This window comes from Bradyrhizobium sp. USDA 4473 (assembly GCF_054063335.1).
This window is the reverse complement of sequence record NZ_JBSSGE010000001.1, coordinates 1,728,540-1,751,795: the sequence shown is the minus strand read 5'-3', so window position 1 is coordinate 1,751,795 and position 23,256 is coordinate 1,728,540. Positions and strand designations below refer to the sequence as shown.

At 66.4% G+C, this 23,256-nt stretch carries 18 protein-coding genes; 12 read left to right on the top strand and 6 right to left on the bottom strand.

Annotation, left to right across the window (positions count from 1 at the left end; genetic code table 11):
• Positions 1 to 21: 21 nt before the first annotated feature.
• Together ACVW17_RS08180 and ACVW17_RS08175 are read right to left on the bottom strand one after the other, a co-directional pair.
• Positions 22 to 1,281, bottom strand: coding sequence for a COG4223 family protein (locus tag ACVW17_RS08180; RefSeq protein WP_456751411.1), 1,260 nt, complete (start codon positions 1,279 to 1,281; stop codon positions 22 to 24).
• A gap of 121 nt (positions 1,282 to 1,402) precedes the next feature.
• The gene (locus tag ACVW17_RS08175; protein WP_456751410.1) at positions 1,403 to 2,131 is read right to left on the bottom strand and encodes a uroporphyrinogen-III synthase; all 729 of its coding nucleotides are present in this window, start codon (positions 2,129 to 2,131) and stop codon (positions 1,403 to 1,405) included.
• Between the two features lie 202 nt (positions 2,132 to 2,333).
• Here ACVW17_RS08175 and tsaD point away from each other — a divergent pair, with 202 nt between their 5' ends.
• The 4 genes from tsaD to ACVW17_RS08155 all read left to right on the top strand — a co-directional run bounded on the left by tsaD (position 2,334) and on the right by ACVW17_RS08155 (position 6,122).
• Complete coding sequence (tsaD, locus tag ACVW17_RS08170; protein ID WP_456751409.1) at positions 2,334 to 3,407, top strand: tRNA (adenosine(37)-N6)-threonylcarbamoyltransferase complex transferase subunit TsaD; 1,074 nt, start codon at positions 2,334 to 2,336, stop codon at positions 3,405 to 3,407.
• 13 nt (positions 3,408 to 3,420) lie between these two features.
• Entirely contained in the window at positions 3,421 to 4,398 is a 978-nt protein-coding gene (locus tag ACVW17_RS08165) for an NAD(P)H-dependent glycerol-3-phosphate dehydrogenase (RefSeq protein WP_456751408.1), read from the top strand.
• Positions 4,399 to 4,515: 117 nt separating this feature from the next.
• A complete protein-coding gene (locus ACVW17_RS08160; RefSeq protein ID WP_456751407.1) occupies positions 4,516 to 5,625 on the top strand; it encodes an alpha/beta hydrolase in 1,110 nt (369 codons plus the stop codon).
• Positions 5,626 to 5,708: 83 nt separating this feature from the next.
• Positions 5,709 to 6,122, top strand: a complete 414-nt coding sequence (locus tag ACVW17_RS08155) for an EVE domain-containing protein (protein ID WP_456751406.1) — start codon at positions 5,709 to 5,711, stop codon at positions 6,120 to 6,122.
• A gap of 142 nt (positions 6,123 to 6,264) precedes the next feature.
• On the opposite strand, the gene ACVW17_RS08150 is transcribed toward ACVW17_RS08155, so the two are convergent.
• On the bottom strand, positions 6,265 to 7,431 hold the full coding sequence (locus ACVW17_RS08150; RefSeq protein WP_456751405.1) for a DNA topoisomerase IB: 1,167 nt from the start codon (positions 7,429 to 7,431) through the stop codon (positions 6,265 to 6,267).
• Positions 7,432 to 8,247: 816 nt separating this feature from the next.
• Here ACVW17_RS08150 and acs point away from each other — a divergent pair.
• Together acs and ACVW17_RS08140 are read left to right on the top strand one after the other, a co-directional pair.
• Positions 8,248 to 10,188, top strand: coding sequence for an acetate--CoA ligase (gene acs, locus ACVW17_RS08145; RefSeq protein ID WP_456751404.1), 1,941 nt, complete (start codon positions 8,248 to 8,250; stop codon positions 10,186 to 10,188).
• Positions 10,189 to 10,558: 370 nt separating this feature from the next.
• On the top strand, positions 10,559 to 11,074 hold the full coding sequence (locus tag ACVW17_RS08140; RefSeq protein ID WP_456751403.1) for a L,D-transpeptidase: 516 nt from the start codon (positions 10,559 to 10,561) through the stop codon (positions 11,072 to 11,074).
• A 77-nt stretch (positions 11,075 to 11,151) separates the two neighbouring features.
• Here ACVW17_RS08140 and ACVW17_RS08135 read toward each other — a convergent pair whose 3' ends face one another.
• A complete protein-coding gene (locus ACVW17_RS08135; protein ID WP_456751402.1) occupies positions 11,152 to 11,760 on the bottom strand; it encodes a thermonuclease family protein in 609 nt (202 codons plus the stop codon).
• A 52-nt stretch (positions 11,761 to 11,812) separates the two neighbouring features.
• The gene (locus ACVW17_RS08130; RefSeq protein WP_456751401.1) at positions 11,813 to 12,040 is read right to left on the bottom strand and encodes a DUF1674 domain-containing protein; all 228 of its coding nucleotides are present in this window, start codon (positions 12,038 to 12,040) and stop codon (positions 11,813 to 11,815) included.
• Positions 12,041 to 12,226: 186 nt separating this feature from the next.
• Between ACVW17_RS08130 and ACVW17_RS08125 the strand changes: the two genes are divergently transcribed.
• The 3 genes from ACVW17_RS08125 (at position 12,227) to purH (ending at position 17,348) form a co-directional block, all read left to right on the top strand.
• Positions 12,227 to 13,573, top strand: coding sequence for an RsmB/NOP family class I SAM-dependent RNA methyltransferase (locus ACVW17_RS08125; protein ID WP_456797016.1), 1,347 nt, complete (start codon positions 12,227 to 12,229; stop codon positions 13,571 to 13,573).
• 149 nt (positions 13,574 to 13,722) lie between these two features.
• Positions 13,723 to 15,474, top strand: coding sequence for a heparinase II/III family protein (locus tag ACVW17_RS08120; RefSeq protein WP_456751399.1), 1,752 nt, complete (start codon positions 13,723 to 13,725; stop codon positions 15,472 to 15,474).
• A 281-nt stretch (positions 15,475 to 15,755) separates the two neighbouring features.
• A complete protein-coding gene (purH, locus tag ACVW17_RS08115; protein WP_456797015.1) occupies positions 15,756 to 17,348 on the top strand; it encodes a bifunctional phosphoribosylaminoimidazolecarboxamide formyltransferase/IMP cyclohydrolase in 1,593 nt (530 codons plus the stop codon).
• A 117-nt stretch (positions 17,349 to 17,465) separates the two neighbouring features.
• Here the strand turns inward: purH and ACVW17_RS08110 are convergent, their stop codons facing one another.
• Positions 17,466 to 18,857 (bottom strand): MFS transporter, encoded by a 1,392-nt coding sequence (locus ACVW17_RS08110; RefSeq protein ID WP_456797014.1) that lies wholly within the window; start codon positions 18,855 to 18,857, stop codon positions 17,466 to 17,468.
• Between the two features lie 114 nt (positions 18,858 to 18,971).
• On the opposite strand from ACVW17_RS08110, the gene ggt reads away from it, so the two are divergent.
• The 3 genes from ggt to ACVW17_RS08095 all read left to right on the top strand — a co-directional run bounded on the left by ggt (position 18,972) and on the right by ACVW17_RS08095 (position 23,208).
• Positions 18,972 to 20,717 carry a gamma-glutamyltransferase gene (ggt, locus tag ACVW17_RS08105; RefSeq protein ID WP_456797013.1) on the top strand — a complete coding sequence of 582 codons (1,746 nt, stop codon included), beginning with the start codon at positions 18,972 to 18,974 and terminating at the stop codon, positions 20,715 to 20,717.
• A 106-nt stretch (positions 20,718 to 20,823) separates the two neighbouring features.
• The gene (locus tag ACVW17_RS08100) at positions 20,824 to 22,122 is read left to right on the top strand and encodes an MFS transporter (protein WP_456797012.1); all 1,299 of its coding nucleotides are present in this window, start codon (positions 20,824 to 20,826) and stop codon (positions 22,120 to 22,122) included.
• 210 nt (positions 22,123 to 22,332) lie between these two features.
• Positions 22,333 to 23,208, top strand: coding sequence for an SDR family oxidoreductase (locus tag ACVW17_RS08095; protein ID WP_456751394.1), 876 nt, complete (start codon positions 22,333 to 22,335; stop codon positions 23,206 to 23,208).
• The last annotated feature ends 48 nt before the right edge of the window (positions 23,209 to 23,256 follow it).

Here is a 23,256-nt window from a genome sequence, read left to right as displayed (position 1 = left end):
CAAGAACCCAATTGCAAGAAGCTATTGATTGACCGTGGCGAGCGCCGCCATGGCGTTGTCGGCAAATTTCCGCGACGCGTCGAGCGCGGCGCGGCGCGCGTCCACCTTGGCGAGCCAGGCCTGTGCCGCAGTGCGATCAGCCGGCGGCAGCGACTTCAATTCACGCTCGGTCAATGCGAGATCATTATGCACGGCGGCCGATGTCACGCGCGCGACGATGCTGCTGCGATCGGTGCCGGTGCCATCGGCGCGCTCGATGCGGATCAGCTTGGAGGCGCCGGCCTGCAGACGATCGACCAGGCCCGCATTCGCCGCCGCAGCGTCCGGCGCCGGCGGCGCGAGCTGCGGCACGATCTCGATCAGCTCACGGCACAGTGCGGCCGGGCTCGGTACACCTGATGTCGCAAACGTCTCGAGCGGCTTCAACACCCCGGCATCATCCGACATTGCCTTCGCGGCCTCCAGCGCTGACGCATAGGGGTCGCCATGACGAACCGCGCCATCGAGCAGCGATGCCGCGACCACGCGGCGCAGCGGCACATCGTCCGCCTTGGCCTCGGCCTTGGTGTCGGCGATCTTGCCGTCCTGTTTGGCGATCGCCGCACCCTGCGCCTTCAATGCGCCCTCGACCTTGTCGATGCGCGCGGTGATGCCGGAGATGTCGGCCGCAGCGCCGTCGCGCGGCGCGGCCGTGGCGTCATTGACCGCAGCGGCAAGCTTGTCGGATTGCGCTCGCGTTGCGGCGAGCTCGGAGCGCAGCGCGGCGATCGATTTGTCGAGCGCCTCGAGCCGCGCCGTTGTCGCGGGATCGGCGGCCGCAGCAGGCGGCCGGCTCGCCTTCGATTCCAACGCGCTGACGCGGGCGCCGAGTTCGTCGACCGCGGCGGCATTGGGCTGCGCCACCGGGAGCTGCTGCACCGTGGGCCAGCCGAGCAGCCAGCCGACCCCGATCACAAGGGCTGCCGCGACCGCGCCGGACAGCGGCGCCACCACCCAGGGCGATACCGGCCGCGCCGGCTCGGCATCCGGCGCCGCGGAAGCCGTCCCATGCTGCGGCTCCGTTTGAGGCGCGGCGTCGGCCTGGGGCTCCACCCCAAGGGCCGCGGCGTCCACGGACGGCCTTTCAGCTTCCTTGCCGGTGTCCTTGCCGGCTTCCTCGGCGCCCTCGGCATTCGGCGGTTCACTGGAGATATCGGTCGCCTGAAGATCGATGGTCGGCGGCGCGCGCTTGGGCCGGGAATCCGGCGAAGGTCCTGTGTCGTCGGGCCTTTCTTCAGCCATCGCAGAGGGTCCTCAAAACTATTGGCCGCACATTGTAGCAGAATCGGCGCCAGTTCTTAGAGCACGATCCGAAAAACCGAGCATTGCCTAACATCATGGTCAGACGAAAGAATTAATCCGGTCAGGGCCGCATCGTTCGCACCAGCGCCTCCAGCAGGGCAGCCTCATCCGGCCGTGCCGCCACCACCACCTTGGTCGCGCCGGCGTCATGCAGCACGGAGGCGACCGCCGCCGAGATGCAGCATTGCGGCAGAGCCAGCGCCGAGATCTCGATGCCGTCGGCCCTGACGGCGTCGAGGAACGCCTGCGCGCTGCGGCGGGAATAATGCAGCACCGCCGTGATCCGGTTCGCCATGAAGGCGTCGCTGACCTCCCTCGGGAAGGCGGCCACCGGCGCCATCCGGTAGGTGGTGTGGGTCACGATACTCAGCCCCTGTTCGCTGAGTTCGCCGGCGAGATCGCGCGACAGGTCGGCGCCGGCAAGATAGAGCAGCACGGCCGACGCCGCGAGTTCGCCGGCCTTGACCCGCGCCAGCACGAGATCGCGCAAGCTTGCCGCCTCGCCCTTGGCGACGATCACCTTGGCAAAACCCGTGGCGCGCGCGGCATCGGCGGTGTGCGCCCCGACCGCGAACAGCGGCAGACGCAACAACCGGCTGGCCGCGAGATCGAGCGCGCGCAGCGCATTGGCGCTGGTCAGGACGACGGCATCGTAATCCGCCTCATCGTCATGGAACGGCAGCGGCTCGAAGCGCAGCACCGGCGCCGCGACGGCCTCGAAGCCGCGCTGGCGCAGCGCCGCGAGCGTGGCGTCACTATCCGGATGCGGTCGTGTGACAAGGATGGTCACGGGGTCAGGTCTCCAGCCTCAGAAATTGGACCTTGCAAATTGGACCTTTGCAAATGGGCTTGGCCGACCAATTGCACTTTCAGACCTCGCAATGCTACCCCGGAGGGGACATTTTGATGGATATGATCCTGCCGGAAACCGGTTCCGGCCTGTCCGGATCATGCTGGTAGCACAAGGGCCGAAATTGGAACACGAACCACCGATGCTGGTGCTGGGGATCGAGACCACCTGCGATGAAACCGCAGCCGCCGTGGTCGAGCGCCAGGCTGACGGGCAGGCAAGGATCCTCTCCAACGTGGTGCGCTCGCAGACCGACGAGCACGCCCGCTTCGGCGGCGTGGTGCCGGAGATCGCGGCGCGCGCCCATGTCGACCTGCTCGACGGGATCGTCGACAGCGCGATGAAGCAGGCCGGCGTCGGCTACGGACAATTGTCGGCGGTCGCGGCCGCCGCCGGCCCCGGCCTGATCGGCGGCGTCATCGTCGGCCTCACCACCGCGAAGGCGATCGCGATGGTGCACGACACGCCGCTGATCGCGGTCAACCATCTCGAGGCGCACGCGCTGACGCCGCGGCTGACCTGCGCGCTGGCGTTTCCCTACTGCCTGTTCCTGGCATCCGGCGGCCACACCCAGATCGTCGCCGTGGTCGGCGTCGGCGACTATGTGCGGCTCGGCACCACGGTCGACGACGCGATGGGCGAGGCATTCGACAAGGTGGCGAAGATGCTGTCGCTGCCCTATCCCGGCGGACCGGAGGTCGAGCGTGCAGCGGCCGGCGGCGACCCGACGCGGTTTGCCTTTCCGCGCCCGATGCTCGGCCGGCCCGATGCCAATTTCTCGCTGTCGGGATTGAAGACCGCGGTGCGCAATGAAGCGAGCCGGCTGGAGCCATTGGAGCCGCAGGACGTCAGCGATCTCTGCGCGAGCTTCCAGGCTGCGGTGCTGGACGCGACCGCGGATCGGCTGACTGTCGGACTAAAACTGTTCCAGGAGCGGTTCGGCACGCCGCGCGCGCTGGTCGCGGCCGGTGGCGTTGCCGCCAACCATGCGATCCGCAGCGCGCTGCAGGAGGTCGCGGCGAAAGCGCAGACCACGCTGATCATCCCGCCGCCGGCGCTGTGCACCGACAACGGCGCGATGATCGCCTGGGCCGGCGCCGAGCGGATGGCGCTCGGCCTCACCGACACGATGGAAGCGCCGCCGCGCGCCCGCTGGCTGCTCGATGCCAACGCCAAGGCGCCGGCCGGCCACGCCAACAGCCGCGCCGGATATTGAACCGGGGGTTTTGATGCCCGCGCATAGCTCAGTCAGCGTGATCGGTGCCGGCGCCTGGGGCACGGCATTGGCCGAGGTCGCGGCACGCGCCGGCCGCAAGGTGACGCTGTATGCGCGCAATGCCGAACATGCCGCGCAGATCGAGGCGACGCGAGTCAATCCAAAGCTGGCCGGTGTCCCGCTTCATCCCGGCATCGTCGCGACGCCGGATATCGCTGCGGCGGCACGCGCGGACATCATCCTGGCCGTCACCCCGGCGCAGCATTTGCGCGCGGCAGTCGGGCACCTTGCGCCGCACCTCGCGCCTGAGACGCCGGTCATCGCCTGCGCCAAGGGCATCGAGCACGGCACGCATAAGTTCATGACCGAGGTGATCGCGGAGGCTGCGCCGCGGGCGGTGCCGGCGATCCTGTCGGGGCCGAGCTTTGCCGACGACGTCGCGCGCGGATTGCCGACGGCGGTGACGCTGGCCACAAAGGACGAAGCGCTCGCACGCGCGCTCGTCCAGGCGCTCGGCTCGGCGACCTTCCGGCCCTATCACACGACGGACGTGCGCGGCGTCGAGATCGGCGGCGCGGCCAAGAACGTGCTGGCGATCGCCGCCGGCATCGTCGTCGGCCGGAATCTCGGCGCCTCCGCGCTCGCCGCGCTGACCACGCGCGGCTTCAGCGAGCTCACGCGACTGGGCCGCGCCTGCGGCGCGCGCACCGAAACCCTCGCCGGCCTGTCCGGGCTCGGCGATCTCTTGCTCAGCTGCTCGACCGCGCAGTCGCGCAATTTCGCGCTCGGCCTTGCGCTCGGTCGCGGCGAGGCCGCGCCGGTCGGCAAGCTCGCCGAAGGCGCGTTCACCGCACCGGTGCTGTGCGAGCTCGCCGCGGCGCAGACGGTCGACATGCCGGTGTCGAACGCGGTCGCCGCGATCCTCGGCGAGCGGCTGACCATCGACGCCGCGATCGAGGGCCTGCTGACCCGACCATTCAAGGCCGAGTGACGCACGACACGGGTGCGCGAGGCGGTGCTTCACGATCCGCGCGCGCCGTACTAGCGTGGCGGCGAACCGTCGGATCCCGGTCTTAGCAGTCGAGCAATGGATCCCAAGGGAAAACACATGCGTCAACCGCAACGCGCCATCGTTCCGATCTGCATCGCATTCGCCCTCGCCGTCTCATCCGCCGCCCACGCCCAAACCGCCACCTCCTATGACGAGCTCGCCAAGAGCGAGGCGGCTGCCAATGCCGACAACGGCAAGCGGGTCGTGCCGCTCAAGTCGATCGGAAATCCCTCCGCCGACGTCTCTGCCGAAATGCAGGCGATGATCGGCACGCCCTACCCGCCGCATTTCAACGCCGACCCGAAGACATCAGCGGAATGGAAGGAGCTGATCGATCGCCGCGCCAAGCAGGCCATCGCGGGCATTCCGGCGATGAAGGCGAAGCTCGGCGTCAAGGTCGAGGAAACAAGGATCGCCGGCGTGCACTGCTACATCGTGACGCCGAACAAGATCGCGCTCGAGAACCGGCGGCGCCTGCTGATCCACGTCCATGGCGGCGGCTATGTGTTCGGCCCCGGCGAAGCGGCGCTGCCGGAAGCGATCATGATGGCCGGCTTCGGCGGCTACAAGGTGATCTCGGTCGACTACCGGATGCCGCCGGACTTCCCCTATCCGGCCGCGATGGACGACGCGATGGCGGTCTGGAAGGAGGTTTTGAAATCGCACGAGCGCCACCGGCTGGCGATCTTCGGCACCTCGACTGGCGGCGCGATGACGCTTGCGATGGTGCTGCGGGCGAGGGATGAGAAGCTGCCGCTGCCGGCCGCGATCGCGCCGGGCACGCCATGGTCCGACATCGACAAGATCGGCGACAGCTACGCGAGCAATGAGTGGGTCGACAATGTGCTGGTGACCTGGGACGGCTGGCTCGGCCGCGCGGCCAAGCTCTATGCCAACGGGGCCAGCCTGAAGAATCCCTACATCTCGCCGATCTATGGCGACTTCAGGGGCTTTCCGCCGACCATCCTGACCTCGGGCACGCGCGACCTGTTCCTCAGCAACACGGTTCGCACCCATCGCAAATTGCGACGCGCCGGCGTGATCGCCGATCTCAACGTCTATGAGGGGCAGTCCCACGCCCAGTACCAGATGAACATCGACGCGCCCGAGACCAGGGAGGCGTTCACCGACATCGCCAAATTCTTCGATCGGTATCTGAAGCAGTGAGTGCAGATGCCCGCGCTTGTCGCGGGCATCTGGCTGACTGTAGATTGCCGCGCGATGGGCGCTCGAGAACGGGATGAGTTGCGATGAATTACTGGCTGGTGAAATCCGAACCGTCGGTCTGGTCGTGGGACCAGCAGGTCGCCAAGGGCGCCAAGGGCGAGGCCTGGACCGGCGTGCGCAACTTCACGGCGCGGCAGAACCTGGTCAATATGAAGAAGGGCGACAAGGCGTTCTTCTATCATTCCAACGAGGGCAAGGAGATCGTCGGCATCGCCGAGGTCGTCAAGGAAGCCTATCCCGATCCGACCGACAAGACCGGCAAGTTCGTCTGCGTCGACATCAAGGCCGACAAGCCGCTGAAGACACCGGTGACGATGGCCGCGATCAAGGCCGACAAGAAGCTCGCCGATATGGCGCTGGTGAAATATTCGCGGCTCTCGGTGCAGCCGGTGACCGCGGAGGAGTGGAAGTACGTCTGCAAGATGGGCGGGCTGTGATCAACCCTCTCCCCTTGTGGGAGAGGGTGCGCTCGCGAAGCGAGTGCGGGTGAGGGGTCTGTCTCCGCGGAGAGAACCCCTCATCCGTCGCGGACTGCGTCCGCGCCACCTTCTCCCACAAGGGGAGAAGGGAAGTAGGACCTTACGCCCCCGCCGCCATCACCACCTGCGCCAGCAATTGCTCGCGCTTACTCTGGGTGCGGTAGCCGCCCATCGTCGCGGCGAAACGTTCGAGGATGCCGTCCTCGAAGGCGGTGACGATGGTGTCGTGGACGTAGCTCTTGCGGCAGATCGCCGGCGTGTTGGAAAGCTGGTCGGCAGCGGCGCGGATCGCATCCAGCACCTGGCGCTTGCGGCCGCGCTGGCTGGCGGCCGGCGTGATCCGCGACAGCGACTCCACCACGACGGCCGACGCCATCAGGGTGCGGAAATCCTTCAGCGAGATCTTGATGCCGGCGAGCTCGCGCAGGAACGCGTTCACCGCGGTGGTCGAGGCGGCGCGGACGACGCCGGAGCGGTCGTAATATTGGAACATGCGCTTGCCGGGAACGTCGCGCAGAATGCCGATGGCGCGCACCAGCTTGGCCGCGTCGCATTCCTTGCGCACCGCCTTGCCGCCCTTGGCCTTGAAGGTCAGCACCAGGCTGTCATCTTCCAGCGTGACGTTGGATTTCAGCAGCGTGGTGGCGCCACGGGTGCCGTTGAGACGGGCATAGGATTCGTTGCCGGGCCGGATCGCGGTGCGCGCGATCAGTTCGATCACCGCCGACAGCGCGAACTCGCGGGTCGGCTCGTCGCCGGACAGGAAAGCCGAAACCTTGCGCCGGATCTTCGGCAACGCCGCCACCAGCTTGCCCAGGCGATGCGCCTTGCGCTGCTCGCGGACCTTCTCCCAATCGGCGTGATAGCGATATTGCAGCCGGCCGGCCGCATCGAGGCCGACCGCCTGCAGATGCGTATTCGGATCGGTGGAGTAGCGCACCTGGCGATAGGCCGGCGGCATCGCCATCGCATGCAGCCGGCGGATGGTGCGGGCATCGCGGACGCGCGAGCCGTTGGCGCGAACGAACGAATAGGTCTTGCCGCGCTTGACGCGGCGGATCGTCAGCTCGTTCTGGTCGCCGAGCCGCAGGCCGAGATCGCGGGCCAGATCCTCAACCGAGGTCTTGATGGCGGCGGGGGCGTCGAGCTTGATCCTGGACGGCTTTGCCTGCGCCGGCTTGGGCCATTGGCCCAGCGCCTTCGCCAGGGCGACAGCGGGATCGGCGGACATGGGCCGCACAGCCGCGATGTTCTGCTGATCCATCATCTCAGTTAGACGCCTTGTTCCGTTGTTCTCCCGGTAATGCCGTTGCTTCGGGCTTCGTTCCGGTGGGGCCGTCCGGCCTCGGTTTCGCGATTTAGGGCGTCAGGGCTGACATTGCGAGTCGCGAATCGGTTATTTGAGGTCTCTAAATACCTTTCATGGGTGCCATTCGCCCGCTAACCTTGATTTTGGCCCCTCCGGATTGGGTCAAAATGGCGGGACCGCGGGCCGGGAACCCATCGGGACGGGCCCACCACGGACGATCTGCCGCGGCCGAACAGGTCAGAGATCGTACAACTTCTCGCGACGCTGCCGGATGCCGGGGGCATCGACCGACCGAACGGCTTACCCGCCGGCAGGCATGCCAGCCTTGCGACATGCGTCACCTCGACGCGTTCAGGCCGAGGGGGCCGGCATCGAAGCAACCAATTGTTGGTGCAGATCATCGCGGCGGCGGCCGATCGTTCGCTTCATCGCGCGTTATCAAGATCGGCACCGGCCCACTCGTCGTCGGACCCGGCATCGTTGCGATGGCTGAACCACGGTGCACAGAGCAACGTCACTACGACCAAGAGACCGGTGACCGGGAACGAACGATGGCGCATAGGTTTCCATCGTCAATGAGGCACGGTAAATCGGCCCATCACATGCAGAAGCTGGCGGCTTCGACCCATGGCTTCTGCGCGACGAAAGTGACAGTCCTTTTTCCTTGCCGGGCCGGAATGCGCCAACGCATAATCGCGGCAATGATCAAGACGGCTTGAACTTAAAAGACTTGCCGCCGCGTCGTTTGCGATCGGCAATGAGTGGAGGAAAGCGATGTCCGAGAAGATCTATGACGTGTCGGCCGACTGGGCCAAGCGCGCTTATGTCAACGACGCCAAATATCGCGAGATGTACGCGCAGTCGGTCAAGGACCCCAACGGCTTCTGGGGCGAGCACGGCAAGCGGATCGACTGGATCAAGCCCTTCAGCAAGGTCGAGAACGTCTCCTACGCGCCCGGCAACATCTCGATCAAATGGTTCGAGGACGGCGAGCTGAACGTCGCCTGGAATTGCATCGACCGCCATCTGGACAAGCGCGGCAACCAGACCGCGATCATCTGGGAAGGCGACGACCCTTCCGAATCCAAGCACATCACCTACCGCGAGCTGCACGACGAAGTCTGCAAGATGGCCAACATCCTGCGCACGCGGAACGTCGGCAAGGGCGACCGCGTCACGATCTATCTGCCGATGATTCCGGAGGCGGCCTACGCCATGCTGGCCTGCGCGCGGATCGGCGCCATCCACTCGGTGGTGTTCGGCGGCTTCTCGCCGGACAGCCTCGCCCAGCGCATCAAGGACTGCGACTCCAAGGTCGTGATCACCGCAGACGAAGGCCTGCGCGGCGGCAAGAAGGTGCCGCTGAAGGCCAATGTCGATGCCGCGATCGCCAAGACCGGCGGCGTCGACTGGGTCGTGGTGGTGAAGCGCACCGGCGGCAAGATCGAGATGAACCCGACGCGCGACCTCTGGTACCACGAGGCCGCCGAGATGGTGACCGACGAATGCCCGTGCGAGCCGATGAATGCGGAAGATCCGCTGTTCATCCTCTACACGTCAGGCTCGACCGGCACCCCGAAGGGCGTGCTGCACACCTCGGCCGGCTATCTCGTGTTCGCGTCGATGACGCATCAATACGTGTTCGACTATCACGACGGCGACATCTACTGGTGCACCGCCGACGTCGGCTGGGTCACCGGCCACAGCTACATCCTCTATGGGCCGCTCGCCAATGGCGCGACCACGCTGATGTTCGAGGGCGTGCCGAACTACCCGGACAATTCGCGGTTCTGGAACGTGGTCGACAAGCACAAGGTCAATATATTCTACACCGCGCCGACCGCGATCCGCGCGCTGATGCAGGGCGGCGACGAGCCGGTGACGAAGACCTCGCGCAAGTCGCTGCGCCTGCTCGGATCGGTCGGCGAGCCGATCAACCCGGAAGCCTGGGAGTGGTACTATCGCGTGGTCGGCGAGGAGCGCTGCCCGATCGTCGACACCTGGTGGCAGACCGAGACCGGCGGCATCCTGATCACGCCGCTGCCGGGCGCGACCAAGCTGAAGCCGGGATCCGCGACGCGGCCGTTCTTCGGCGTGGTGCCTGAAATCGTCGATGCCGACGGCAAGACGCTGGACGGCGAGACCTCGGGCAATCTCTGCATTGCCAAGTCGTGGCCGGGCCAGATGCGCACCGTCTATGGCGACCACGCCCGCTTCGAGCAGACCTACTTCTCGACCTACAAGAACAAGTATTTCACCGGCGACGGCTGCCGGCGCGATGCCGACGGCTATTACTGGATCACCGGCCGCGTCGACGACGTCATCAACGTGTCCGGCCACCGCATGGGCACCGCCGAGGTCGAGAGCTCGCTGGTCGCGCACGAGGCGGTCTCGGAAGCCGCCGTGGTCGGCTATCCGCACGACATCAAGGGCCAGGGCATCTACGCCTATGTCACGCTGATGAAGGGCACCGAGCCGACCGAGGCGCTGCGCAAGGAGCTCGTCGCCTGGGTCCGCAAGGATATCGGCCCGATCGCCTCGCCGGACCTCATTCAATTCGCCCCCGGCCTGCCGAAGACCCGCTCCGGCAAGATCATGCGCCGCATCCTGCGCAAGATCGCCGAGGACGAGCCGTCGAGCCTCGGCGACACCTCGACCCTGGCCGATCCGGCCGTGGTCGACGACCTCGTGCAGAACCGGCAGAACAAGAAGTAATCCGGCGACGACAATCTCGGGACATGGTGCAAGGGCCGCGCGCGATCACCGCCGCGGCCCTTCGCTTTTCATGCGATCGGGCGTCGATGGCCCTTCAAACGCTCTGGGATTGGGCATTTCACGGGATTGTCAGAGACGCGGCGCCATTGCGGCGCGTTTGTGGCCGGGTGTTGTTTTCAAGTCATTTACTTTGATCCGAAGTTTTCCTTTTCTCCCGCCATCTGGACGTGTCTCGCGGCCGGCGTGAAACCACCCGGTTAAGACACGCGGTTAATATTGCGTGCGTGAGACCGGCGGGCCCGGTTTTTTCAGGGCTCTGCATCTTCGTTTTTGGCTTCCTTGCGGGAGCTGTTGGGAAGTGGAGAGATTGATGTCGATGAAGTTTGCGGTGGCGCTGGCTGCCACCCTTGGTGCTGTTGTCGTGATGTCGCAGGCGGCCGAAGCGCGGCCGGAAATGGTCGGAATCCACGCCGACAATTATGAGCCGGGCACCATCGTGGTGAAGACCAACGAACGGCGGCTCTATCTCATTCTCGATTCCGGCCACGCGATGCGTTACCCGGTCGGCGTCGGCAAGTCCGGCAAGCAGTGGGCCGGCACCACCAAGATCGACGGCAAGTATCGCAACCCGGCCTGGTCGCCGCCCGCCGAAGTGAAGCGCGACAAGCCGAGCATCCCAGACGTGATCGCCGGCGGCTCGCCGCGTAACCCGATGGGCGTCGCCGCGATGACGCTCGCCGGCGGCGAATACGCGATCCACGGCACCAACGTGCCGGGCTCGGTCGGCGGCTTCGTCTCCTACGGCTGCATCCGCATGCTGAACACCGACATCACCGACCTCTATTCGCGCGTCTCGGTCGGCACCACGGTCGTCGTCACCCGCTGATCGCGAACAGTCCTTCGCTTGAAGAAAGCCGCGCATCTGCGCGGCTTTTGTTTTCTGCGCTGTGGCGTCCACGACGCTTAGCGCGCAAAATATCCGCACCAGCCGAAGCGGTGCCCGCCATTGTAGGCGCGGGCGTGACCGGCCGCGAGCATCGCGGCTGAGACGTTGTCGGTCTTCTTGGTTGCGACGTCAGCGACGACGCGCCCCTGATATTTGTCGGGACCGACATTGTAGATCGCAACATCGCCCTGGCCGAGCAGATCGCGCAGCGCCACCGTCGCGGCCTGCGCCATTTGCAGTTCGCGCGCACACGACGCCTTCAGCTCCGGCGCATCGATGCCGCGCAGGCGGACCCGGGTATAGAGATCGGGGCCCGGTGTGAGATGCACCCGCGCCTCGAACGTGTCGCCATCGATCGTCCGGATGACATCGACGGCATGGCGCGCATCAGGTGCGCCGGCGCGCTGCCGGATCATTTCGGCATCCCGCGACCGGTTCAACGACCAGTGCGACGGTAGCGGCATCCATTGAGGCACATATTGGCGGATCGGCAGCGTGCTGCCGACGGCGATGCCGAGCACGAAAACCCAAGGCAGCGCCGCCGAGACACGGCGGCCCCAAGGTGAGCGGCGGAAGGGCGGACGTCCCGTCCCACGATAAGGATTTATTCTCTCGTATGGGGACATATTCCCAGACTGGCCCGAGTCGGACCGTCAGGCAAGACCGCGCGAAAGACCCTCAAAAATCCGAGGCGATTCCCTTGGTCTCCCAATCGCCGTAACGCGTCGGTTCCGGTCCCTTCGGGCCCTGGAATTCCTTCGGCCGCGCGGCTGCGTTCTGCGCGGCTAACTCCTCGGCAGCCTTGCGCCGCGCCGCGGCCTCGGCGAGCGCACGCTGCGCGGCCGGCGTCAGCGGCTTGCGCGGCGCGGGTTCCGGCGGCGTCGGCATTGGCGATTTCTCAGACATGACAAGCCTTCTTGGCAAAACTCTCGGCCTGCGTACTTCGTATCTCCGTGCCGGCTCAGTGACGACATCACGATCAAGAAATCCGCAAGGCGATTCTTACATTTGGCATATTCGCATGCCAGAGGTGTCTTCGAGTTGATGGCATGAGCCGAACGTAACTCAGCACCTTCGAGATAACTCCGCTCCATGCCTCCTTCAAGATTTGCAGTTCCTGCCGAAGTCCCCGGTCTCGCGGCGCGCCGCATCGCAGCCGACATCCTCGACGGCGTGCTGCACAAGCACCGCACGCTGGACGATCAGCTCGACGGCGCCGGCGCGCATCCCGGCCTGAAATCGCTCGCCGATCGCGACCGCGCGTTGATGCGCCGGCTGGTCTCGACCATCCTGCGCAAGCTCGGCACGCTCGGCCATCTGCTGTCGCGCCTGCTCGACCGCGGCATCCCGACCGATGCGCCGCGCGCACAGAGCGCGCTGTTGATCGGCGCCGCACAGATCCTCTGGATGGACGTGCCCGATCACGCCGCGGTCGATCTGTCGGTGCGGCTGGTGCAGTCGGACCGGCGCGCTGCGAAATATGCCGGGCTGGTCAATGCCGTGCTGCGCCGCTGCGCACGCGAGGGCCAGGGGCTGATCGACGAGATCAGCACGCAGACGCTGGACCTGCCGCCATGGATGCTGGCGCGCTGGAACGCGCATTACGGCGAAGCCACCGCGCGCGAGATGGCGCTGGCGCTCGGCCACGAGCCGTCGCTCGACCTCACCGTGAAGTCGGACGCGCCGCAATGGGCGAGCCGCCTGCACGGCGAGACGCTGCCGACGGGAACCGTGCGCACCTTGTTGCAGGGTTCCGTCACCATGCTGCCCGGCTTTGCCGAAGGCCAATGGTGGGTGCAGGACGCCGCCGCGGCACTTCCGGTGCGGCTGTTCGGTGACATCAAGGACAAGGCAGTCGCCGATCTCTGCGCGGCGCCCGGCGGCAAGACCGCCCAGCTCGCGCTGGCCGGCGCGCAGGTCACTGCGATCGATCGTTCGCCGGCGCGCGTCGCCCGGCTGCGCGACAATCTCACTCGGCTGGCCTTGCAGGCCGAGACCGTCGTCGCCGACGCCGTCGAATGGGCCGCGGACGCGGCAAGCTTCGACGGTATCCTGGTCGATGCGCCCTGCACCTCGACGGGAACCATCCGCCGCCATCCCGACGTCGCCTGGCTGCGCCAGGAAGCCGACATCGCCGCGCTGTCATCGCTACAGCAGCGGCTGCTGCAAAAGGCGATCCATCTGCTGAAGCCCGGCGGCACGCTGGTCTACTGCACCTGCTCGCTGGAGCCGGAGGAAGGCGAGCACGCGATTGCCGCGCTGCTGGCCGGCGAATCAGGTTTGCGCCGCGCGCCGGTCGAGACAAGCGAGGTCGCCGGCCTCGACGATATCATTACCGCCGAGGGCGATCTGCGCACTTTGCCGAGCCATTTGCCCAACGCCGACCCGCGGCTGGGCGGCCTGGACGGCTTTTACGCGGCCCGGCTGGTTAAGGCCTGATTTTAAACGTCGGTCTTCTAAGCTCCAGATGCTTCGTGAAGTGATTCGTGCGGTATCAAGAGGGTGTCTTGTCGATCAAGATGGTGTCTTGGCCGCGTTTCCGGATTAAATAAGGATTCGTTGAAAATTCCCTCCCCGCAAGGTTAGGCGTGTCGGTCGCTCAAAGCAGACGCATCTCGACGCTGATTGCTGGCCGCTTCGCCCGCAGCATGCTCGCGCGCGCCAGCGGCAGCACGGTCGCGCTGTCGCGGCTGTGGCCCGGCCGCACCGACCGGCTGATCATCGCCCCGCACGATCTGCGAACCGCCGACGCCACCCGCGCCGCCGAGATCTATGCCGGGCGATTCGTGTTCGCTGGCAAGATCGTCACCTGCCATGGCCGCTCGATCTTCGATCTCGAACCGCCGTCGGAGGATTGGGAAGCCGCCCTGCTCGGCTTCGGCTGGCTGCGCCATCTGCGCGCCGCCGACACCGCGCTGACCCGCGCCAATGCCCGCTCGCTGGTCGACGACTGGATCTCCAACCAGGCCCGCCGACGGCCGCTGGAGCGCCGCGCCGACGTGCGCGCGCGGCGGGTGATCTCGCTGCTGTCGCAGGCGCCCCTGGTGCTTGGCGACACCGATGGAAAATTCTACCGCAAATATCTGCGCGGGCTGGCGCGCGAGATTCGCTATCTGCGTCACGCCACGCTCGACAATGACGGCGTGCCGCGCCTGCAGGTTTTGATCGCGCTGTGCTACGCCTCGCTCTGCCTCGCCAACCAGGCGCGCAACATCAAATCCGCGACGCGCAGGCTGTCCGACGAATTGCAGCGCCAGATCCTGCCCGATGGCGGCCACATCTCGCGCAATCCCGGTGCGCTGGTCGAGCTGCTCAGCGATCTCCTGCCGCTGCGGCAGACCTTTGCCGCGCGGAACATCGCGCCGCCGCCGGCGCTGCTCAACGCGATCGACCGCATGATGCCGATGCTGCGCTTCTTCCGGCACGGCGACGGCAGCTTCGCGCTGTTCAACGGCATGTCGACCGCGCCGTCCGATCTGGTCGCAACGCTGCTCGCCTATGACGACACCCGCGGCGTGCCGATGGCGAGCATGCCGCATACCGGCTTCCAGCGACTCGACGCCGGCAACACCACGTTGATCATCGACACCGGGCCGCCGCCGCCGGCGAGCGTCAGCCAGGATGCGCATGCCGGCTGCCTGTCGTTCGAGCTGTCCTCCGGGGTCAGCCGCATCGTCGTCAATTGCGGCATGCCCAGCACCGGCCGCGACAATTGGCGGCCGTTCGCACGCTCCACCGCGGCGCATTCGACCCTGACCTATCACGACACCTCGTCGTGCCAGTTCGTCGAGCTGTCGGCGATGAAGCGGCTGCTGCGCGGCGCGCCGATCACCAGCGGCCCGAGCAATGTCGAGAACTACCGCGAAGCCGTACCCGACGGCGACGTGCTGACCGCCTCGCATGACGGCTATCTCTCCCGCTTCGGCGTGATCCACCGCCGCGTGCTGATGGTGTCGCAGGACGGCACAAGGCTCGAAGGCGAGGACCAGCTGACGCCGGCGCCGGGCGGCCGCATCAAAGGCAGCGAGGCCGATTTCGCGCTGCGCTTCCATTTGCACCCCTCGGTGAAGGCGAGCCGGCTGTCGGATGCCCGCGGCGTCATGCTGGTGCTGCCCAACCGCGACGTCTGGACCTTCGAGGCGATGGACGACAAGGTCGACCTCGAGGACAGCGTGTTCCTGGCCGGCAATGACGGCCCGCGCCGCACCTCCCAGATCGTGATCCGGCAGGACGCGCGGCACGCCGGCACGATCCGCTGGAGCTTCGTGCGCTCCTCGACCTCGGCCACCGCCACCAACGCCCGCCGCAACGCCCGCCGCGAGCCGGAACTGCCGCTGTAGGGATTGTCGTATCGGCCCGACTTCGGCCGGCGCGCCCATCTCAGTCCCGTCGCCCTGAGGAGGCCGCAACGCGGCCGTCTCGAAGGGTCGACGGCCACCAGCCGGGCCGATTCATTCTTCGAGACGCCGCTGAGCGGCTCCTCAGGATGACGGGGATGGTGTGGCGCGGGAAAATTTGGACTGAATCGCCGCCAATTTGCGGGGATTCGGTCCCACGGACCGGTTTCGTACCGCCCAAAACCATGCTACCCGGCTGCCTTAACAGCCAGGGAATTTCCGATATGACCGAGCAGCTTCGCCGCGTGACCCGCGCTCTGTTGTCCGTTTCCGACAAGACCGGACTGATCGATTTCGCCAGGGCGCTGGCCGACCAGGGCGTGGAGCTGGTCTCGACCGGCGGCACCGCCAAGGCGATCGCCGCGGCCGGGTTGAAGGTCAAGGACGTCTCCGAGCTGACCGGTTTTCCGGAGATGATGGACGGCCGGGTCAAGACGCTGCATCCGAAGGTGCATGGCGGCCTGCTCGCGATCCGCGACAACCAGGAGCATGCCTCCGCGATGGCCGCGCACGGCATCGCGCCGATCGATCTTCTGGTCGTCAACCTCTATCCGTTCGAGGCCACCGTCGACAAAGGCGCCGGCTTCGAGGAGTGCATCGAGAACGTCGACATCGGCGGCCCCGCGATGATCCGCGCCGCGGCCAAGAACCATGACGACGTCGCCGTGGTGGTCGAGGCGAACGATTATCAGGCCGTGCTCGACGAGCTCGCCGCGCACAAGGGCGCGACCTCGCTCGGCCTGCGCCGCCGGCTCGCCGCCAAGGCCTATGCGCGCACCGCGGCCTATGACGCCGCGATCTCGAACTGGTTCGCCGTGCAGCTCGGCACCAAGGCGCCGGACTTCCGCGCCTTCGGCGGCAAGCTGATCCAGTCGCTGCGCTATGGCGAGAACCCGCACCAGACCGCGGCGTTCTACGCCACGCCGGAGAATCGGCCGGGCGTTGCCACGGCACGCCAACTGCAGGGCAAGGAACTGTCCTACAACAACATCAACGACACCGACGCGGCCTATGAATGCGTCGGCGAGTTCGACCCGCAGCGCACCGCGGCCTGCGTGATCGTGAAACACGCCAATCCGTGCGGCGTCGCCGAGGGTCCCGATCTCGCCACCGCCTATGCCCGTGCGCTGGCCTGCGACTCGACCTCGGCCTATGGCGGCATCATCGCGGTCAACCGCACACTGGATGCGGACGCGGCACGCGCGATCATCGGCATCTTCACCGAAGTGATCATCGCGCCCGACGCGACCGAGGAGGCGATTTCGATCATCGCCGGCCGGCGCAATCTGCGTCTGCTGCTCGCCGGCGGGCTGCCGAACGCACGCGCGACAGGCCTCACCGCCAAGACCGTTGCCGGCGGCCTCCTGGTGCAGAGCCGCGACAATGCCGTGATCGAGGACATGAACCTGAAGGTCGCGACCAAGCGTGCGCCGACCGACGCCGAGCTGCGCGACCTCAAATTCGCCTTCCGGGTGGCAAAACACGTCAAGTCGAACACCATCATCTACGCCAAGGATCTTGCGACCGTCGGCATCGGCGCCGGCCAGATGAGCCGGGTCGATTCCGCACGCATCGCCGCGCGCAAGGCGCTGGATGCGGCAGCCGAGTTGAAGCTCGCTGAACCCTTGACCAAGGGTTCGGTGGTCGCCTCGGACGCGTTCTTCCCGTTCGCCGACGGCATGCTGGCCTGCATCGAGGCCGGCGCCACCGCCGTGATCCAGCCCGGCGGCTCGATGCGCGACGACGAGGTGATCAAGGCCGCCGACGAGCACGGCATCGCCATGGTGTTCACCGGCGTGCGGCATTTTAGGCATTGATCTCGTAGCCCGGATGGAGCGAAGCGCAATCCGGGGTCTTTGATCCGCTGAGAGACCGTCCCGGATTTCGCTTCGCTCCATCCGGGCTACGAGCTTCGCCGGGACGACGGCGGTGATTTACTCCCGCACCTTCGCCAGCAGCGCCAGCCCCACCACGAAGAACGCCACCAGCACTGCCATGCCGGCCTTCTGGCTCGCGGTCGCCGCGGTGATGACGCCGATCAAGAGCGGCCCGATGAACGACGTCACCTTCCCGGTCAACGCGAACAAGCCGAAATACTGCGCGATGCGATCCCTGGGCGCGAGGCGGATCAGGAGCGAGCGCGAGGCCGCCTGCAACGGCGCGCCGGTGGCGCCGATCAGGCAACCCAGCACGATATAGGCGCGCTCGGCGGCGCCCCCGAACAAAGCACCGCCGGGCACCGGCGGCGCGACCGGGATGAACAGGATGGAATCCTTGTTCACGGTGAGGATCACGACGATCGCAAACAGCAGGATCACGAGACTGCCGGTGATCACGCGCTTCGGCCCGAACCGATCGTCGAGCTTGCCGCCGATCCAGCCGCCGAAGGTGCCAGCCACCGCCAGGATGATGCCGAAGGTGCCGATCCGGATCGTGTCCCAGCCGAACGTGCCGGCGGCATAGATGCCACCGAACGCGAACAGCGAGACCAGCCCGTCGGTGTAGATCATGTTGGCCAGCAGGAAGCGCGCCAGCGATGTCTGCTTCGGCAGCCCCGCAAATGATTCCCCGAGCTCGCGCAGGCCTTCACCGAGTGCCTCGCGCAGCGGGCGCTTCGCCGGATAGTCCGGTGTGAACAGGAACATCGGCGTCACGAAAATGATGAACCACAGCCCGGTCAGCGGTCCGGTGATGCGGTCGCCCTCATGCATGACCGGATCGAGACCGAACAGCGGCGTGAAGCCGAACAGCGTCTTGCCGGTCTCGGCATTGGCGGCGAGGAAGCCGAGCACCAGCACGAGGCTGAGGATGCCGCCGACGTAGCCGGTGGCCCAGCCGGTGCCTGACAGGCGCCCGATCCTGTCGGGCGGCACGAGGGTCGGCATCATCGCATTGTTGAACACGGTCGCGAACTCGACGCCGACGCTCGCGATCGCATAGGCAAGCAGCAGCATCGGGACGATGTCCGGATTGCCGGGCTTGCCGATCCACATCGCGCTCGATCCGATCACGAGCAGCGCGCCGAAGGCCGCGATCCACGGCTTGCGCCGGCCGCTGGCGTCGGCGATCGCGCCCAACACCGGCGACAGCAACGCGATCGCCAATCCCGCGGCCGCGGTGGCAAAGCCCCACAACGCCTGCCCGCTCGCCGCATCCGACGCGACGAAGCTTGCGAAATAGGGCGCGAACACGAAGGTCGTGATCAGCGTGAAATAAGGCTGCGCGGCCCAGTCGAAGAAGATCCAGCTGACGACGGCGGCGCGGCCCGGATAGACTTTTGTGGTGGCCTTCGTATCGCCGGCGCCCGTCTGCAATGTTGTCGTCATCGCGAAAGATATTCCCCAACTCGAACCACAGGCAGGCTTTTGCTGCTTCAATCCGCTCCCATATAGCATGAGCCGGTTTGACTGATACGGCGATGAACAGGGCAGGACATTTCGATGGCGCGGACAGCAATGATGTCGCGGCGGCTGTTTGCCGCTCTCCTGGTGACCGGCATCGCGACATCAGCCCTCGGCCAGGTTGAGCGCCGCGCCTACGAGCCGTCAGCCACTGACACTGCCCGCAGCATTCGCGCCGAACACGGCATGGTGGTGGCGCAGGAGAAACTCGCGGCGCGGGTTGGCGCCGACATATTGCGGCAGGGCGGCAATGCGATCGATGCCGCGGTCGCCACCGGATTTGCGATGGCGGTGACCTATCCACGCGCCGGCAATATCGGCGGCGGTGGCTTCATGGTGATCCATCTCGCCGCAAGAAAAGAAGACGTCGCGATCGACTACCGCGAGACCGCGCCGCAGGCCGCAACGCGCGACATGTTCCTCAACGCCGAGGCCAAGCCCGATCCCGACAAGTCGCGCAACTCCGCGCTCGCGATCGGCGTGCCCGGCACGGTCGCAGGCCTCGCGCTGGCGCTGGAGAAATACGGCTCCGGCAATTTCACGCTGGCGCAGATCCTCAAGCCTGCGATCGATCTCGCGCGCGACGGCTTCGTGGTCACCGACGACACGTCGGACACGCTGAACGACATGTATCGCCGCATGTCGCGCTGGCCGAAGTCGGCCAAGACGTTCTCGCACGCCGACGGCACGCCGCTGCGCGAGGGCGACCGCCTGATCCAGGGCGACCTCGCCGGCGTCTTGACCGCGATTGCCGAACAGGGCCCGCGCGTCTTCTACGAAGGTGCCGTCGCCGAGAAGCTCGTCAGCGGGATCAAGAACGCCGGCGGTATCTTCAGTGTCGAGGACCTGAAGTCCTATCAGCCTATCATCCGCACGCCGATCCGCGGCACCTATCGCGGCTACGACATCGTCTCGATGCCGCAGCCGTCCTCCGGCGGCGTCGTGCTGCTCGAGATCCTCAACATCCTCGAAGGCTTTCCGATGTCCGACATGAAGCAGGGCTCGGCGGCCTCGCTGCATGTGATGATCGAGGCGATGAAGCGGGCCTATGCCGATCGCGCCCGCTATCTCGGCGATCCCGCCTTCGTCGACGCGCCGACGCAATTGCTGGTCGACAAGGACTATGCCGCCAGGCAGCGCGCGACCATTGACCTCGCCCGCGCCACGCCCTGGACCGACGTACGCAACGCGAAGCAGCCGCACGAGGGCGACAACACCACGCATTATTCGGTGATCGATGCCAGCGGCAACGCCGTCAGCAACACCTACACGCTGAACTTCCCTTACGGCGTCGGCCTCGTCGCCGACGGCACCGGCGTGCTGCTCAACAACGAGCTCGACGATTTCACCGCCGCGCCCGGCGCCTCCAATGCGTTCGGCCTGGTCGGCTTCGAGGCCAATCTGCCGGGACCCGGCAAGCGCCCGCTGTCGTCGATGTCGCCGACCATCGTGCTGAAGGACGGCAAGCCTGTGCTGGTGACGGGTTCGCCCGGCGGCAGCCGCATCATCTCCGCGGTGACGCAGATCATCGTCGACGTAATCGACTACAAGATGGAGATCGCGGCCGCGGTCGCCGCGCCCCGCATGCATCATCAATGGCTGCCCGACGAGGTCCGGATCGAGCGCGGCTTTCCCGATGAGGTGCTGACCGAGCTGCGCGCCAAGGGCCACAAGACGGTCGAACCGCTCGGCTACTCCTCCGCGAACTCGATCGCCGTCACGACCAGCGGTCTGCTCGGCGCGCCCGATCCGCGCACGCGCGGCGCGGAGGCCGCGGGATACTAAAACGCGGGGCTTTGCCCGGCCTGCTACATCGCGATAGATTGGCGGTCCGCGCAACTCCGGCCGCGGATCGCAAAGAGCCGGTGAATGATTTCTCCGGGGAACGCGCATGAGCACGGCTGAATCCAAATCAATCGAAGTCGCAGAGATCGAGGACACCAGCCTCCTCGCTTTCTATCGCGACATGAATTTGCAGGAGCGGCGCACGTTCTGGGCCTGCGCGTCCGGCTGGACGCTCGACGGCATGGATTTCATGATCTATCCGCTTGTCATCGGCACCATCATCACGCTGTGGAAGGTCGATGCCGGCACCGCCGGCCTCGCGGGCACCGTGACGCTGCTTGCCTCCGCCGTCGGCGGCTGGCTCGGCGGCTATCTGTCCGACCGGATCGGCCGGGTGAAGACGCTGCAGCTCACCATTATCTGGTTCTCGTTCTTCTCGCTGGTCTGCGCCGTGGTGCAGAATTTCGACCAGCTCCTGATCGCCCGCGCGCTGCTGGGCTTGGGCTTCGGCGGCGAATGGGCGGCCGGCGCGGTGCTGATCGGCGAGGCGATCCGGCCGCAATATCGCGGCCGCGCGGTCGGCTCGGTGCAGTCGGGCTGGGCGATCGGCTGGGGCCTTGCGGTGCTGGCGCAGGCGATCCTGTTCTCGGTGTTGCCTGCGGAAAACGCCTGGCGCTGGATGTTCGTGATCGGCGCGCTGCCAGCGCTGCTGGTGTTCTATCTGCGCCGCTATGTCACCGAGCCCGAAATCTCGGCTGCGACCATGGCACAGCAGCAGGCTTCCGGCAGCGGACCGGCGGCGCTGTGGGAAATCTTCCACGGACCGATCCTGAAGACCACGCTGCTGGCCTCGCTGGTCGGCACCGGCATGCAGGGCGGCTATTACGCCATCACCTTCTGGGTGCCGCGCTTCCTCACCACCGAGCGCAAGCTTTCGGTCGTCGGCTCGACCGGCTATCTTGCGACCCTGATCATCGGCTCGTTCATCGGCTATCTCGTCGGCGCCTGGCTCGCCGACCGGATCGGCCGGCGCAACCTGTTCCTGATCTTCTCGATCGGCGCCATCGCGGTGGTGCTGCTCTACACCCAGCTGCCGCTTTCGAATGAGGTGCTGTGGGTACTGGGCTTCCCGCTTGGCTTCTTCGCCTCAGGCTATTTCTCCGGCATGGGCGCGTTCCTGACTGAGCTCTATCCGACCCGGCTGCGCGGCTCCGGACAAGGCTTTTGCTACAATTTCGGCCGCGGCGTCGGCGCGCTGTTCCCGTTCCTGGTCGGCGCGCTCTCGACCACGACCACGCTCGCCAACGCGATTGCGATCTTCGCGGTGGCGGCCTACGGCGTGTTCTTCATCGCCGCCTACGCGCTGCCGGAAACGCGCGGGCGCGTGTTGCATGCGGGTGGGTAGGACGTGAGGTGATGTGATGGCCATCCCGCTTGCTCCGCTTCGCCTCTCCCCTTGTGGGAGAGGCCCGATTGCATCGGCAGATGCAATCCGGGTGAGGGGGCGCGGTCTGTCCACGCAGTATGCCGTACGGAGAGATACCCCTCACCCCCAACCCTCTCCCACAAGGGGAGAGGGAGCCGTCGGTCCGTGCTTCCCTCACAGGAGGTTCTCATGACATCGCTCAAAGGCAGGACGCTGTTCATCTCGGGTGCGAGCCGCGGCATTGGGCTCGCGATCGCGCTGCGGGCGGCGCGTGACGGCGCCAATGTTGCGATTGCGGCGAAGACTGCGGAGCCGCATCCGAAGCTGAAGGGCACGATCTACACCGCCGCCGACGAGGTCCGCGCCGCCGGCGGCAAGGCGCTGCCGGTGATTTGCGACATCAGGGACGAGGCGCAGGTGATGACGGCGATCGAGCAGACCGTCGCCGAATTCGGCGGCATCGACGTCTGCGTCAACAACGCCAGCGCGATCAGCCTGACCAATTCGCAGGCGACCGACATGAAGCGCTACGATCTCATGATGGGGATCAACACCCGCGGCACGTTCATGGTGTCGAAATACTGCATTCCGCATCTGAAGAAGGCGGAGAATCCGCATATCCTGATGCTGTCGCCGCCGCTCGACATGAAGACGAAATGGTTCGAGCACTCGACCGCCTACACGATGGCGAAGTTCGGCATGAGCATGTGCGTGCTCGGGCTCGCCGGCGAATTGAAATCCGCCGCCGTCGCCGTCAATGCGCTGTGGCCGCGCACCACGATCGCGACCGCCGCGGTCGGCAATCTGCTCGGCGGCGATGCCATGATGCGCGCGAGTCGCACGCCGGAGATCATGGGCGATGCGGCCCATGCGATCATCACCCGGCCGTCGCGCGAATTCACCGGGCATTTCTGCATCGACGACAAGGTGCTCTACGCCAATGGCGTGCGCGACTTCGAGCGCTATCGCGTCGATCCCTCTGTGCCGCTGATGTCGGACTTCTTCGTGCCCGACGACGATGTGCCGCCGCCCGGGGTCACCGTGCAGGCACTGCCCGCGCGCTAGAGCTTCTTGTCTTGGCGCGTTTTCTTCACGCGAACCGGTATCCACTTC

Coding starts and splice junctions, on each gene's coding strand:
- ACVW17_RS08135 (WP_456751402.1), bottom strand. CDS start 11,760: ATGTCCCCATACGAGAGAATAAATCCTTATCGTGGGACGGGACGTCCG.
- ACVW17_RS08140 (WP_456751403.1), top strand. CDS start 10,559: ATGTCGATGAAGTTTGCGGTGGCGCTGGCTGCCACCCTTGGTGCTGTT.
- ACVW17_RS08100 (WP_456797012.1), top strand. CDS start 20,824: ATGAGCACGGCTGAATCCAAATCAATCGAAGTCGCAGAGATCGAGGAC.
- ggt (WP_456797013.1), top strand. CDS start 18,972: ATGGCGCGGACAGCAATGATGTCGCGGCGGCTGTTTGCCGCTCTCCTG.
- acs (WP_456751404.1), top strand. CDS start 8,248: ATGTCCGAGAAGATCTATGACGTGTCGGCCGACTGGGCCAAGCGCGCT.
- ACVW17_RS08130 (WP_456751401.1), bottom strand. CDS start 12,040: ATGTCTGAGAAATCGCCAATGCCGACGCCGCCGGAACCCGCGCCGCGC.
- ACVW17_RS08125 (WP_456797016.1), top strand. CDS start 12,227: ATGCCTCCTTCAAGATTTGCAGTTCCTGCCGAAGTCCCCGGTCTCGCG.
- ACVW17_RS08160 (WP_456751407.1), top strand. CDS start 4,516: ATGCGTCAACCGCAACGCGCCATCGTTCCGATCTGCATCGCATTCGCC.
- tsaD (WP_456751409.1), top strand. CDS start 2,334: ATGCTGGTGCTGGGGATCGAGACCACCTGCGATGAAACCGCAGCCGCC.
- ACVW17_RS08110 (WP_456797014.1), bottom strand. CDS start 18,857: ATGACGACAACATTGCAGACGGGCGCCGGCGATACGAAGGCCACCACA.
- ACVW17_RS08155 (WP_456751406.1), top strand. CDS start 5,709: ATGAATTACTGGCTGGTGAAATCCGAACCGTCGGTCTGGTCGTGGGAC.
- purH (WP_456797015.1), top strand. CDS start 15,756: ATGACCGAGCAGCTTCGCCGCGTGACCCGCGCTCTGTTGTCCGTTTCC.
- ACVW17_RS08165 (WP_456751408.1), top strand. CDS start 3,421: ATGCCCGCGCATAGCTCAGTCAGCGTGATCGGTGCCGGCGCCTGGGGC.
- ACVW17_RS08095 (WP_456751394.1), top strand. CDS start 22,333: ATGACATCGCTCAAAGGCAGGACGCTGTTCATCTCGGGTGCGAGCCGC.
- ACVW17_RS08180 (WP_456751411.1), bottom strand. CDS start 1,281: ATGGCTGAAGAAAGGCCCGACGACACAGGACCTTCGCCGGATTCCCGG.
- ACVW17_RS08150 (WP_456751405.1), bottom strand. CDS start 7,431: ATGATGGATCAGCAGAACATCGCGGCTGTGCGGCCCATGTCCGCCGAT.